10 protein-coding genes are annotated in these 14,144 nt (G+C 66.2%); 6 read left to right on the forward strand and 4 right to left on the reverse strand.

Features of this window, described 5'->3' with window-relative positions; genetic code table 11:
• A partial coding sequence (locus A5707_RS11845) for a HAMP domain-containing protein (protein WP_065014665.1) occupies positions 1 to 1,127 on the reverse strand: 1,127 nt, incomplete at its 3' end.
• Between the two features lie 49 nt (positions 1,128 to 1,176).
• Here A5707_RS11845 and nucS point away from each other — a divergent pair.
• A complete protein-coding gene (gene nucS / locus A5707_RS11850) occupies positions 1,177 to 1,848 on the forward strand; it encodes an endonuclease NucS (RefSeq protein ID WP_065014666.1) in 672 nt (223 codons plus the stop codon).
• Positions 1,849 to 1,869: 21 nt separating this feature from the next.
• A complete protein-coding gene (locus tag A5707_RS24495) occupies positions 1,870 to 2,166 on the forward strand; it encodes a hypothetical protein (protein WP_082969416.1) in 297 nt (98 codons plus the stop codon).
• 4 nt (positions 2,167 to 2,170) lie between these two features.
• Here A5707_RS24495 and mce read toward each other — a convergent pair whose 3' ends face one another.
• Positions 2,171 to 2,653 (reverse strand): methylmalonyl-CoA epimerase, encoded by a 483-nt coding sequence (mce, locus tag A5707_RS11855; RefSeq protein WP_065014667.1) that lies wholly within the window; start codon positions 2,651 to 2,653, stop codon positions 2,171 to 2,173.
• A gap of 81 nt (positions 2,654 to 2,734) precedes the next feature.
• Here mce and A5707_RS11860 point away from each other — a divergent pair, with 81 nt between their 5' ends.
• Positions 2,735 to 3,916, forward strand: coding sequence for an acetyl-CoA C-acetyltransferase (locus A5707_RS11860; protein ID WP_065014672.1), 1,182 nt, complete (start codon positions 2,735 to 2,737; stop codon positions 3,914 to 3,916).
• Positions 3,917 to 4,060: 144 nt separating this feature from the next.
• Positions 4,061 to 4,975, forward strand: a complete 915-nt coding sequence (locus tag A5707_RS11865; RefSeq protein WP_065014668.1) for a tetratricopeptide repeat protein — start codon at positions 4,061 to 4,063, stop codon at positions 4,973 to 4,975.
• Between the two features lie 25 nt (positions 4,976 to 5,000).
• Here the strand turns inward: A5707_RS11865 and glgB are convergent, their stop codons facing one another.
• The gene (glgB, locus tag A5707_RS11870) at positions 5,001 to 7,196 is read right to left on the reverse strand and encodes a 1,4-alpha-glucan branching protein GlgB (protein WP_065014669.1); all 2,196 of its coding nucleotides are present in this window, start codon (positions 7,194 to 7,196) and stop codon (positions 5,001 to 5,003) included.
• A gap of 7 nt (positions 7,197 to 7,203) precedes the next feature.
• The gene (locus A5707_RS11875) at positions 7,204 to 9,282 is read right to left on the reverse strand and encodes an alpha-1,4-glucan--maltose-1-phosphate maltosyltransferase (protein WP_065014670.1); all 2,079 of its coding nucleotides are present in this window, start codon (positions 9,280 to 9,282) and stop codon (positions 7,204 to 7,206) included.
• 201 nt (positions 9,283 to 9,483) lie between these two features.
• Here A5707_RS11875 and A5707_RS11880 point away from each other — a divergent pair, with 201 nt between their 5' ends.
• Complete coding sequence (locus A5707_RS11880; protein WP_065014671.1) at positions 9,484 to 12,063, forward strand: glycosyltransferase family 1 protein; 2,580 nt, start codon at positions 9,484 to 9,486, stop codon at positions 12,061 to 12,063.
• A 212-nt stretch (positions 12,064 to 12,275) separates the two neighbouring features.
• A partial coding sequence (locus A5707_RS11885) for an MDR family MFS transporter (protein ID WP_232000707.1) occupies positions 12,276 to 14,144 on the forward strand: 1,869 nt, incomplete at its 3' end.

Here is a 14,144-nt window from a genome sequence, read left to right on the forward strand (position 1 = left end):
CTGGTCACCAACTGTGTCGAGTCCTCGATATCGACGAAAACCACTGCGACATGGCGCTCTTCGCCGCCCAACTGCGGCCGCTCGCGTTCGGCGGCAGCGGCGACCTCGCGACCGACGTGCCGGCCGAACAGGTCGCGCACCCGCTCGCGGTCCCGCAATCCGGCGACCATCGCATTGAATCCGCTTTGCAGCTCACCCAATTCGGTCCCGTCGAACACCACCAGGTCGCCTCGGAGGTCGCCCTGTTCGACACGCTTGAGTGCGGCGCGCACCACCCGCACCGGCGTGGCGATAAGCCAGGAGAGCAGCCACATCAGCGTGAAACCGAAGATCAGCGTTGCCACCGACAGGATCAGCACCGCAACACCGAACTGGGTCTGGGTCAGATTCCGTAGCGTCAACGCGAAAAACGCAGTCAGTGCGATGCCCACGACGGGCACACCCGAGCCGAGCATCCACACCACCATGGTCCGGCCCATGATGCCCGGCGCCAGCCTCCGCGGCGGTGGTCCGGCCTGCAGTGCCTGGGCGGCCACCGGACGCAAGGTGAACTCGGTGATCAGGTAGCAGGCGGTGCCTACCAGGACGCCGCAGAAGCTGGTCGAGAACACGACCTGCGGGATGAACAGGCTGTTCTCCAGGCCGTACAGAGTGGTGAACAGCGCCGCCGCCACCGCCCACAAACCGAAGGTGACGGCCGCGACCCGGGCCGGTGCGAGGAAGGCGTTGCGCTCGTCGGTCTGGTCCGGGCTGCGTTCCTCGATCGCCCATCGCAGCGCGGTGACGGTACGCCGGGTGATCCAGTAGGTGCCGGTCATCAGTGCGACGACGATGTAGCCAGGCACCAGCCCGAACGTCAGCCACGTCGGTGCATCGCTGAACACGCTGGGCACCGGGAAGGCGACCGTCAGCAACAGCGCGTCGACGCCCATTCCGATGAGGTTCGTCGCCACGATGAACACGGTCAGGATGACTTGAATCCGCACCCGACGGCGGGCCTGGCTCTCCGAGACCCGCCCGAGCAGCCACGAGCCGTAGGCCGGAGTCTCGGTCAGCCGACCGCTTTGCCGGGTCACGCGCTCCAGGACCCGCCCGAGGCGCTGCGCCACCGTTTTCTTGGCGATCATGGTGGCGTCAGCCTAATTTGTCGCCCGGCCGGACCCTAAGGTGAGTCGGGTGCGTCTCGTGATTGCCCAGTGCACGGTCGACTATCTCGGTCGGCTCACCGCGCATCTACCCTCCGCGCGCCGACTGCTGCTGTTCAAGGCGGACGGCTCGGTCAGCGTGCACGCCGACGACCGCGCCTACAAACCGCTGAACTGGATGAGCCCGCCGTGTCGGCTCTCCGAGGACCTCGACGGGCCCGTGCCGGTATGGGTGGTGGAGAACAAGGCCGGCGAGCAACTGCGCATCACCGTCGAGAGCATCGAACACGACTCCAGCCACGAGCTCGGTGTCGACCCCGGATTAGTCAAAGACGGCGTCGAGGCGCATTTGCAGGCGTTGCTCGCCGAGCATGTCGAACTGCTCGGCGCCGGATATACGTTGGTGCGCCGCGAGTACATGACCGCGATCGGCCCGGTCGACTTGCTGTGCCGCGACGAACAGGGTCGCTCCGTGGCCGTCGAGATCAAGCGGCGCGGCGAGATCGACGGCGTCGAGCAACTCACCCGCTACCTCGAATTGCTGAACCGCGACAGCCTGCTGGCGCCGGTGAGCGGAGTATTCGCCGCCCAGCAGATCAAGCCGCAGGCGCGGACACTGGCTGTTGATCGCGGAATTCGTTGTCTAACACTCGATTACGACCAGATGCGGGGCATGGACAGCGACGAGTACCGGCTGTTCTGAGCCGGCAAATAGACTGACCGCATGCCCCGTCGCCGGACACCGCAACGCCGGCAGCAGCCGCTACGGCCGCTGCCGGTAGCGCGACGGGTGGAAACCGGGCCCGACGGCCGTCAGTACGAAGTTCGGCCGGTGGCCGCCGCCCGAGCGGTCAAGACGTATCGCTGTCCCGGTTGCGATCACGAAGTTCGTTCGGGCACACCGCATCTGGTGGTATGGCCGGCTGATTCAGGAGAGACCGGGATGGAGGACCGCCGGCATTGGCACACGCCGTGCTGGACCCACCGCGCAACGCGCGGGCCCACGCGTAAGTGGTCTTAGACGGTCAGTGAGAGCCGTCGGAATCGGCTGCCGGCTCGACCAACTCGATCAAAACACCGCCGGCGTCTTTGGGGTGAATGAAGTTGATCCGGGAATCCGCCGTGCCGCGCCGCGGTGCGTCGTAGAGCAGCCGAATGCCTTGGTCGCGCAGCCGAGAGGTCAGCGCGTCCAGGTCGCTGACCCGGTAGGCCAGTTGCTGGATGCCCGGGCCGCGTTTGTCGAGGAATTTCGCGATCGCCGACGACTCGTCGATCGGGGCCATCAACTGCACCTGCGCGCTGCCTACCGGGGCGCCGCGCACCGCCAGCATCGCCTCGCGGATGCCCTGGTCCTTGTTGATCTCCTCGTGCAGCACGATCATGCCCAGCGTGTCGTGGTACCAGGCAATCGCCGCGTCCAGATCTGCCACCGCGATGCCGACGTGGTCGACTGCCGTTACCAACGCGCTGGCCAGGGTACGACGGACGTCGACGTGTTCGGTGGTCATAACGTCACGGTAACCTGGCGGGAAAGATTGCGCTTCCCCGGCCTGTTTTTTCGGCCGTTTCTGCTCGCCCCGGAGGTATTGATGACGACGTCGGTGATAGTTGCTGGAGCCCGCACGCCCATCGGGAAGTTGATGGGCTCGCTGAAGGATTTCTCGGCCAGTGATCTGGGCGCCATCGCCATTGCGGGCGCGTTGGAAAAGGCCAACGTGCCGGCCTCGGCGGTCGAGTACGTGATCATGGGCCAGGTGCTGACCGCGGGAGCCGGTCAGATGCCTGCCCGCCAGGCGGCGGTGGCCGCCGGTATCGGCTGGGATGTGCCGTCGTTGACGATCAACAAGATGTGCCTGTCCGGTATCGACTCCATCGCGTTGGCTGACCAGCTCATCCGGGCCGGCGAGTTCGATGTGGTGGTAGCCGGCGGCCAGGAATCCATGACCAAGGCCCCGCACCTGCTCATCGACAGCCGGTCCGGCTACAAGTACGGCGATGTGACCGTCTTGGACCACATGGCTTACGACGGGCTGCACGACGTGTTCACCGACCAGCCGATGGGCGCGCTGACCGAGCAACGCAACGACGCCGACCAGTTCAGCCGTCGTGAACAGGACGAGTACGCGGCACGGTCGCACCAGAAGGCCGCCGCCGCCTGGAAGGACGGCGTTTTCACCGACGAGGTCGTGCCGGTGAGCATCCCGCAACGCAAAGGTGATCCCTTGCAGTTCAACGAGGATGAGGGCATCCGCGCCAACACCACCGCCGAATCGCTGGCCGGTCTGAAACCCGCATTCCGTAAAGACGGCACGATCACGGCCGGATCGGCGTCGCAGATCTCTGACGGCGCGGCCGCCGTCGTCGTGATGAACAAGGACAAAGCTACCGAGCTGGGACTGTCCTGGCTGGTGGAGATCGGCGCGCACGGTGTGGTGGCCGGCCCCGATTCCACGCTGCAGTCGCAGCCGGCCAACGCGATCAAAAAAGCACTCGGCCGGGAGGGTATCTCCGCCGACCAACTCGACGTGATCGAGATCAACGAGGCCTTCGCGGCGGTAGCGCTGGCGTCCACCAAGGAACTCGGTGTCGACCCGGAGATCGTCAACGTCAACGGCGGCGCCATCGCCGTCGGGCATCCGATCGGCATGTCGGGTGCGCGTATCACGCTGCATGCTGCTCTGGAGTTGGCGCGCCGGGGCTCCGGGTATGGCGTCGCAGCGCTGTGCGGCGCCGGCGGTCAGGGCGATGCGCTGATCCTGCGGGCCGGCTAGCCAGGCCATTCGTCGGATCGACGTTACATAAATGGTTGCTGGCGTTGTGCGCGGCGACTGTCCGGCCATCGGCTGTGATCTTGGTCACCACGCTGCTCATGACCGGATGACGGACACCGTCAGCGGCGTGCCAGACTTGTCGACGTGAGCCGTCCCCGTCCTCCGATTGGGCCTGCGCTGGCCGGAGCGGTTGATCTGTCCGGCCTCAAGCAGCGCCCCCAGCCGAATGCCGCCAGCGGCACCGATGCCCCCGGCGCGGGGTCAGCTGAGCTTGCCGGTGTGCCGATCACCGAGGCCAACTTCGAAGACGAGGTGCTGATCCGGTCCAACCAGGTGCCGGTGGTTGTGCTGCTGTGGTCGCCGCGCAGCGATGTGTGCTTACAGTTGGCCGACGTCCTTGCCGGCCTGGCCGCCGCCGATAACGGCAAGTGGTCGCTGGCGACGGTCAACGTCGACACCGCCCCCCGGGTGGCGCAGATCTTCGGTATCGAAGTGGTCCCGACCGTGGTGGCGTTGGCCGCCGGCCAGCCGTTGTCGAGCTTCCAGGGCATGCAGCCGCCCGAGCAGTTGCGACGGTGGCTGGACTCGCTGCTGTCGGCGACGGCGGGCAAGCTCAGCGGCGCACCGGGCTCTGAGGAAGACGAGGAAGTCGATCCGGCGCTGGCGCAGGCGCGACAACAGCTCTCCGACGGTGACTTCGCGGCGGCGCTCGACTCCTATCAGGCGATTCTGGACGCCAATCCCAACCATGCCGAGGCCAACGGGGCGATCCGTCAGATCACCTTCTTGACGCGCGCGACCGCGCAGCGGCCCGACGCGGTGGCCGTCGCCGACGCGGCCCCCGACGACATCGAGGCCGCGTTCGCTGCTGCCGACGTACAACTGCTCAACCAAGATGTGAGCGCCGCCTTCGACCGGTTGATCGCCTTGATCCGACGGACATCCGGGGACGAGCGAACCTCGGTACGTACCCGGCTGGTCGAGCTGTTCGAGCTCTTCGACCCCGCCGATCCCGAGGTGATCACGGGTCGGCGCAATCTCGCCAACGCGCTCTACTAGCTGTGGCTCGCGCTGACTGCGAGCACTACTCGGGAGCCAGCCACAGCGCCGAGGTCGGCGGCAACACCAACACCGCGGAAGCCGGCCGTCCGTGCCACGGCTCATCGGTCGCGTCGACACCACCCATGTTGCCGATACCAGAGCCGTTGTAGACGGTCGCATCGGTGTTGAGCACCTCGCGCCACCGGCCGGCGGTGGGCAGGCCGAGGCGGTAGTTACTGTGCTCGGCGCCAGCAAAGTTGAACACGCAGGCCACCACCGAGCCGTCGCTGCCGTACCGCAAAAAGCTCAACACGTTGTTGGCCGAGTCGTTGGCGTCGATCCAGGAGTAGCCCTCCGGGTTGGAGTCCTGGCTCCACAACGCCGGGTGGCCGCGGTAGATCGCGTTGATGTCGCGTACCAACGACAAAATGCCGGTGGAGAAGCCGTTCTCATCGAGCTGATACCAGTCCAGGCCCCGCTCCTCGGACCACTCGGCGCGCTGGCCGAATTCCTGGCCCATGAACAGCAGCTGCTTACCCGGGTGGGCCCACTGGTAGGCCAGCAGGCTGCGCAACCCCGCGGCCTTCACATGATCGTTGCCGGGCATGCGACCCCACAGCGTGCCTTTACCGTGCACCACTTCGTCGTGGCTGAGCGGCAGCACGAAGTTCTCACTGAACGCATAGAGCATCGAGAAGGTGATCTCGTGGTGGTGATAGCTGCGGTGCACCGGGTCATGGCTGATGTAGTCGAGCGTGTCGTGCATCCAGCCCATGTTCCACTTCATCGAAAAGCCAAGTCCACCAACGTTGGTTGGTCGCGTAACACCCGGCCATGACGTCGATTCCTCGGCGATGGTGACAATGCCGGGCGCCGCCTTGTGTGCGGTGGCGTTCATCTCTTGCAGGAACTGTACGGCTTCCAGGTTTTCCCGACCGCCGTAGATATTCGGTGTCCAACCACCGACCGGCCGCGAATAGTCCAGATAGAGCATCGACGCGACGGCGTCCACGCGAAGCCCGTCGATGTGGAATTGCTCCAGCCAGTACAGCGCATTGGCGACCAGGAAATTGCGGACTTCGGGCCGTCCGAAGTCGAACACGTAAGTGCCCCAGTCGAGTTGCTCACCGCGCTTAGGATCGGAATGCTCGTAGAGCGCGGTGCCGTCGAAGCGGCCCAGAGCCCAGGCATCTTTCGGGAAGTGAGCTGGAACCCAGTCCACGATGACCCCGATGTCGGCCTGGTGCAGGGTGTCGACGAGGAACCGAAAATCGTCGGGCGTGCCGAACCGTGATGTCGGCGCGTAGTAGGACGTGACCTGATACCCCCACGATCCCGCGAACGGGTGCTCGGCGACAGGCAGCATCTCGACGTGGGTAAAGCCATGCTCGACAACATAATCCGTCAACTCGCGGGCAAGGTCGCGGTAGCTGAGCCCCGGTCGCCACGAACCCAGGTGAACTTCGTAGGTGCTCATCGGCTCGAACACCGGGTTGCGCTGCGCGCGCTGAGTCATCCAGTCGGCGTCGTTCCAGGTGTAATCACTCGACGTCACTCGTGACGCGGTGTGCGGCGGGACCTCGGTGGCGAAGGCGAACGGGTCGGCCCGGTCGGTGACGGCCCCGTCGGCGCCGTGCACCCGGAACTTGTACAGGCCGTTGGGTGGAAACTCGGGCCAGAACAACTCCCAGACCCCTGACGACCCGAGGACGCGCAGCGGCGCGTCGTTGCCGTTCCAGCCATTGAAGTCCCCGATCAAGCTGACGCCCTTGGCGTTCGGTGCCCAGACCGCAAACGACACACCGTTGACCACGCCGTCGGCCGTGGTGAACGAGCGGGGGTGAGCACCCAGCACCTCCCACAACCGTTCGTGGCGGCCCTCCGCGAAGAGATGCAGGTCGACTTCACCGAGTGTCGGCAGGAAGCGATAGGCGTCGGCGACGGTGTGCGGCTCGGAACCGTTGTAGCTCACCTCGAGGCGGTAGTCGATGAGATCGGCGAATGGCAGCGCCACGGCGAACAGCCCGGAGTCGATGTGCTGCAGTGGATACCGCTGGTTGCCGACGAGCGCGACCACTTCGGTGGCATGCGGGCGAAACGCCCGGATGACAGTGTGATCGCCGTACTCGTGGGCGCCCAGAATGCCGTGCGGGTTGTGGTGTACACCGGCCAGCAGTCGATCGAGATCGTTGGGCTCGGGCGTCAGATGGGTCCTGGCCAGTTGGTCGGTTGGTGTCATCGCGGCGTCACCTCCGGTGCAGCAGCGTGCTTCGGGATTCGAGTGGTATCTGCGGCATGTTGATGATGTGGGCGACCGCCCGGCCAGGGTCGATGCGCACGTAGTTGGCTGCTCCCCACTGGTATTCCTCTCCGGTTATCTCGTCGCGCACCCAGAACCGTTCGTAGCCCTCCATACCCAGTGCGGCCATGTCCAACCACACGGTGCCCTCTTCGGGTCCGAAGGCGTTGAGGGTCACGACCACCAGGACGCAGTCGCCGGTGGTCGGGTCGAACTTGCTGTAGGCCAGCAGGGCGTCGTTGTCCACGGTGTGGAACCGAATGGTCCGCAATTCCCGCAGCGCGGGATGTAGCCGACGAATGTTGTTGAGCCGGGCGACGAACGGCTCCAGCGATCTGCCCTCGGCCAGGGCAGTGGCGAAGTCGCGGGGCCGCAACTCGTACTTCTCGGAGTCCAGATACTCCTCGCTGCCTTCGCGCACCGCGCGATGCTCGAAAAGCTCGTAGCCGGAGTACATTCCCCAGGCCGGGCTCATCGTCGCCGCCAGCACTGCGCGGACCGCGAACATGCCCGGGCCGTTGTGCTGCAGGATGGCATGCAGGATGTCGGGGGTGTTGACGAACAGGTTCGGACGCCGAAAGTCCGCGAATTCGGCGATCTCCTGACCGAATTCGGTGAGCTCCCACTTGGCGGTACGCCAGGTGAAATACGTGTAGGACTGGGTGAAGCCGAGCTTGGCCAGCCCGTACTGGCGTGCCGGCGGGGTGAAAGCCTCGGACAGGAACAGCACGTCGGGATCGATCGCTTTCACCTGACCGATCAGCCACGCCCAGAAGTTGGGTGGCTTGGTATGCGGATTGTCGACCCGAAAGATTTTGACGCCGTGGTCCATCCAGTGCCGCACCACCCGCAGCACCTCGTCGTAGAGCCCGGCGGGATCGTTGTCGAAGTTCAGCGGGTAGATGTCTTGATACTTCTTCGGCGGGTTCTCCGCATAGGCGATGGTCCCGTCGGGCAGTTCGGTGAACCACTGCCGGTGCTGTCGGGCCCAGGGGTGGTCCGGCGCGCACTGCAGCGCCAGATCCAGCGCCACTTCCATGTCCAGGTCGCGCACGGCGGCCACGAAGTCGTCGAAGTCGTCGATCGTGCCGAGCTTGGGATGTACCGCGTCGTGGCCGCCCTCGTCGCTGCCGATCGCCCACGGCGATCCCACGTCGCCGGGAATGGCGGTCGCCGTGTTGTTGCGGCCCTTGCGATGGATTTTGCCGATGGGATGGATCGGCGGCAGGTACACCACGTCGAAGCCCATCTCCGCGATGCGGGGCAGCGCCGCGGTCGCGGTGGCGAAGGTGCCGTGTACCGGGTTGCCGTCGGCGTCCCAACCGCCCGTCGAGCGCGGGAACATCTCGTACCACGCACCGAAGCGGGCCTCGGGCCGGTCCACCCACACTCCGTACTGTTCACCGCGGGTGACCAGCTCACGCAGCGGGTACTGCGCCAGCAACTCCTCGACTGTGGGCGCAAGCGCAGCGGCCGCGCGGGTCACCGGGTCGCCCGGGTTGCGCAACGCGGCGGCGGCCGTCAGCAGCGGCTCGCGCCGGCTGCGGGGCACCCCGGTGGCGGCGCGTTCCAACAGCTGCGACCCGACCAGCAGGTCATTGGACAATTCGGTCTCACCCTGGCCGGCGTCCAACTTGGCGATGATGGAATGCCGCCAGCTGTGAATCGGGTCGCCCCAGCCGTCGACCCGAAAGGTCCACAACCCGACGCTGTCGGGGCTGAACTGCCCGTGGAAGACATAGGGCTCTTCGCCCATCGTCATCGGAACCAGCAGCGGCTTGACCCGGGGCGGCGCCTCAGCCCCGTTTTTGACGTCCGCCTGCACGGCCTTGATCCGCCGGGTTTCGCTGGCCTGCGGGTAGCGCGGCCCCAGATAGCGCACCACCAGGGTGGCCGCCACCGCCTCATGGCCTTCCCGCCACACCGACGCGCTGACTGGAACTACCTCACCGACCACCGCTTTAGCCGGATACGCGCCGCACGACACGACGGGCTGGACGTCATCGATCTCGACACGACCTGGCACCGCACTCCTTCGATTGCCCGGTTACTCCTCGGGCCGCTGCACCGCCCACATCGTTGCCAGGCGGCCCTGTGGCTACGGCCCTTGTAGTGAAACTCTCTTTGCGCCCAATACCCACCGTAGTGTCGGGCCACACCCGGGGCGGGTGAAAGCGCTGGCTGTCATGCGTCACCGCTGACCCTTTCGTCAGTAAGGTATTGACGCGTGAAAGCCCTCCGCCGGTTTACCGTCCGTGCTCACCTTCCGGAACGCCTGGCGGCCCTGGAGCAGCTGTCGACCAACCTGCGGTGGTCCTGGGAGAAGCCCACGCAGGACCTCTTCGCCAGCATCGACACCGACCTGTGGCGGCAGTGCGGCCAGGATCCGGTGGCGCTGCTGGGTGCAGTGACGCCGGCACGACTCGACGAGTTGGCGGCCGACGACCAGTTTCTCAACCGGCTCGACGAGTTGGCGGCCGACTTGGACGACTACCTGAGCCGTCCGTTGTGGTATCAGCAGCAGCAAAGCGACGGCGCTGCCATGCCGTCGGGGATCGCCTACTTCTCGATGGAGTTCGGGGTGGCCGACGTGCTGCCCAACTACTCCGGTGGTTTGGGCATCCTGGCTGGTGACCACCTGAAGTCGGCGTCGGACTTGGGTCTGCCGCTGATCGCGGTCGGGTTGTATTACCGCTCCGGCTACTTTCGCCAGTCGCTGACTGCTGACGGCTGGCAACACGAAACGTATCCGCCGCTCGATCCGCAGGGACTGCCGTTGCGGCTGCTCACCGATGCCGGCGGAAATCCGGTGCTGGTGGAGCTGGCCCTGCCCGATACCGACCGGCTACGGGCCCGGGTCTGGGTGGCGCAGGTGGGACGCGTCCCGTTGCTTTTGCTGGATTCCGATGTCCCGGAGAACGAGCATGATCTGCGTGGTGTCACCGACCGTCTCTACGGCGGTGACCAGAACCACCGCATCAGACAAGAGATTTTGGCGGGCGTGGGCGGCGTGCGGGCGATCAGGGCCTTCACCGAGATTGAAGGGCTGCCCGCTCCCGAGGTGTTCCACATGAACGAGGGCCATGCCGGATTTCTCGGCGTGGAACGCATCCGCGAGCTGGTCGATGCGGGGCTGGACTTCGACACCGCGCTGACCGTGGTGCGTTCGTCGACGGTATTCACCACCCACACTCCGGTGCCCGCCGGTATCGACCGGTTCCCGTTGGAACTGGTGCAGCGCTATTTCGACGACGCAGAATCGGGTTTGCTGCCGGGTCTGCCACGCGAGCGAGTCCTGGCGTTGGGCGCCGAGGAGGATCCCGACAAATTCAACATGGCCTACATGGGTCTGCGGCTGGCCCAGCGTGCCAATGGCGTCTCGCTGTTGCATGGCCGGGTCAGCCGGGTCATGTTCAACGGGCTCTGGAGTGGATTCGACCCCGACGAGGTGCCGATCGGGTCGATCACCAACGGCGTACACGCGCCGACCTGGGCCGCCCCGCAGTGGTTGCAGCTGGGCCGGGAACTGGCCGGGGGGGATTCGTTCAGCGAACCCGAAGTCTGGGAGCGGCTCCAACAGGTCGACGCCGGACACCTGTGGGGGATCCGTTCGCAGCTGCGGGCATTGCTGGTCGACGATGTCCGGGCGAGGCTGCGGAAATCCTGCTTGGCGCGGGGGGCATCGGATTCCGAACTGGGCTGGATTTCCACGGCGTTTGACCCCGACGTGCTCACCGTCGGGTTCGCCCGCCGGGTTCCGACCTATAAGCGGCTGACGTTGATGCTGCGCGACCCGGATCGGCTCGAGCAGCTGCTGCTCGACGACGACCAGCCGATCCAGCTGATCGTCGCGGGTAAGTCGCATCCGGCCGACGACGCGGGCAAAGCGCTGATCCAGCAGGTGGTGCGGTTCGCCGACCGGCCCGAGGTACGCCACCGCATCGCGTTTCTGCCCGACTACGACATGTCGATGGCGCGCCGGCTGTACTGGGGCTGCGACGTTTGGTTGAACAACCCGCTGCGCCCGTTGGAGGCCTGCGGAACGTCAGGGATGAAGAGCGCGCTGAACGGCGGGCTGAACCTGTCGATCCGCGACGGCTGGTGGGACGAGTGGTACGACGGCGGCAACGGTTGGGAGATCCCGTCTGCCTCCCGGGCCGTCGACGAAGCCCGTCGCGACGACTTGGAGGCCGCGGCGCTCTACGACCTGCTCCAGCACTCGGTGACGCCGACGTTCTACGAGCGAGACGAGCACGGCGTGCCCTCGCGGTGGATCGCGATGGTTCGGCACACTCTGCAGACGTTGGGCCCGAAAGTCCTGGCGTCTCGGATGGTGCGGGAATACGTCGAGAACTACTACACGCCGGCGGCGCAGTCGCTGCGCAACACCGTCGCCAGCGAGGGCCAAGTGACGTTCGAGGCGGCGCGCGAGCTGGCCGACTACCGTAGGCGCGCATTTGCGGCGTGGCCGAAGATTTACATCACCGATGTGGACAGCACCGGTCTGCCCGACACGCCCATGTTGGGGTCGAAGCTGACACTGACCGCGACCGTGCAATTGGCCGGCCTGCGGCCAGACGACGTTTCGGTTCAGGCGGTAATCGGCCGGGTGGATGCCGGCGACGCGCTGATCGACCCGGTGACTGTCGAAATGCCTTATACCGGAACGGCTTTGGGCGGCGGCGCAATTTTCTCGATGACGACGCCGCTGCCCGTGGCCGGGGCGGTCGGTTACACGGTTCGGGTGCTGCCGAACCACCCGATGCTCGCCGGCGAAACGGAGCTCGGTCTGGTCACATTGGCCTAGCCGGCCCTCTCGGGTCATCCAGTAGTTGTCAGATCAGTAATTCGCCGCACGTGCCGGCGCTGGTCAGCGACAATTGCGACACCACCCGAGTGGGCAACCGCCGCACTGGATAGAGGTGCGACATGGCGAACAGAACTGGTGCCCCGTCCGCGACTCGCGGAAGGCACACCGGCGAGCGCGCCAGGCGTAAGAATGGCCGGCCTTCCGCCGGTATCGATCGGACCACGAGACGCCGCCTTCGGCGAGACCGGCCACCCACACCACTCACTCGACGTCGCCAACCGGCGCCGACGGCGGTGTTGCTGGTGGCGGCATTCGGGGCCTTTCTCGCGTTCCTCGATTCCACGATCGTCAACATCGCCTTCCCGGCCATCCAGCGGTATTTCCACCACAGCGACATCAGCAGCCTGTCGTGGGTCCTCAATGCCTACAACATCGCCTTTGCCGCGTTTCTGGTGGCCGGCGGCCGACTCGCCGATCTGCTCGGGCGCAAACGGATGTTCATCTACGGCGTGGTGTTGTTCACCGTCGCGTCCGGGTTGTGCGCGGCCGCCGGGACCGTCGGGCACCTGATTGCATTCCGGGTAGTGCAGGGCATCGGCGCGGCGATTCTGGTTCCGGCATCACTGGCGCTGGTGGTCGAGAGTTTCGACGCCGCCCGCCGTGCCCACGGAGTGGGCCTGTGGGGCGCAGCGGCGGCCATCGCGTCCGGCCTCGGTCCGCCCATCGGCGGTGCTCTGGTGGACGCGTCGAGTTGGCGCTGGGTGTTCTTGGTGAATCTTCCGCTAGGCGTCGTGGCGGTAGCGGTCGCGCGACGGGGGCTGGTCGAAAGCCGCGCCTCCGGACGGCGGCGGGTGCCCGATTTGCGGGGGGCGGTGCTACTGGCAGTCGCGCTCGGGTGTCTGACGCTGGGGCTGGTCAAGGGCCCGGATTGGGGCTGGGCCAGCGCCGCAACCATCGGTTCCTTCGTTGCCGCGGCGCTCGCCATGCTCGGATTCGTGCTGAGTTCGCTGCGCCATCCGACACCGCTGATCGAGCCCGCGCTGCTGCGCATCCGGTCGTTCACCGCCGGCAACGCGCTCACGCTGATCGCCGGTGCCGGGTTCTACGCCTACCTGCTGACCCACGTGCTGTTCCTGAACTATGTGTGGGGTTACAACTTGTTGCGCGCAGGCCTGGCCGTCGCGCCGGCGGCGTTCGTCGCCGCGATCGTCGCGTCGGTACTTGGGCGCGTCGCTGACCGGCACGGCTACCGGCTCATCATCGTCGTCGGCGCGACGATCTGGACCGGCAGCCTGCTGTGGTACATCGAATGTGTTGGGCCCCAACCGCATTTCCTCACAGAGTGGCTGCCCGGTCAACTTCTGCAGGGCGTTGGGGTCGGCGCGACGTTGCCCATGTTGGGCAGCGCAGCCCTGACGGGGCTGGCGGCCGGCGGCAGTTACGCCACGGCTTCGGCGGTGGTCAGCAGCACGCGCCAACTCGGTGCGGTGGTTGGCATCGCGCTATTGGTGGTGGTGGTGGGGACGCCCGCGCGCGACGCCGCCGAAGAGGCGCTGCGGCGAGGTTGGGTGCTGGCCGCGGTGTGCTTTGCCGCGGTCGCGCTCGCGGCAGGGTTGCTCGGCCGCACCCGCCATGTCACCGCCGGGGCAGACGACTCCGAGGCGCCGCCGCAAATCGTTCCGCCGGAAGCGCGGTCCGCGCCGAGCATCATGTCCCTACCCGTCGAAACCCGGCCGGCGGCGGACGGCGAAGTCGATCCGCTCGCTGCCCTGCCGCTGTTTGCCGGGCTCGACACGGCCGCACTGGCGGAGCTGCGCGACCATGCCGAACAAATTGAGCTGCAGGCTGGCTCGTATCTCTTTCACGCGGGCGACGCCTCCGATTCCCTCTACGTGGTGCGTAACGGTCGCCTTCAGATACTCCAAAACGACGTGATACTAAGGGAATTAGGCCGCGGCGAGGTCGTCGGCGAGCTCGGATTCCTGATCGATGCGCCCCGTTCCGCGTCCGTTCGCGCCGTGCGTGACTCCGCGCTCATCCGAGTCACCAAGGCGGAATTCGACAAGATTGCCGACTCG

It is taken from the genome of Mycobacterium kyorinense (assembly GCF_001672775.1).
In the GTDB taxonomy this organism is placed as follows: Bacteria; Actinomycetota; Actinomycetes; order Mycobacteriales; family Mycobacteriaceae; genus Mycobacterium; species Mycobacterium kyorinense_A.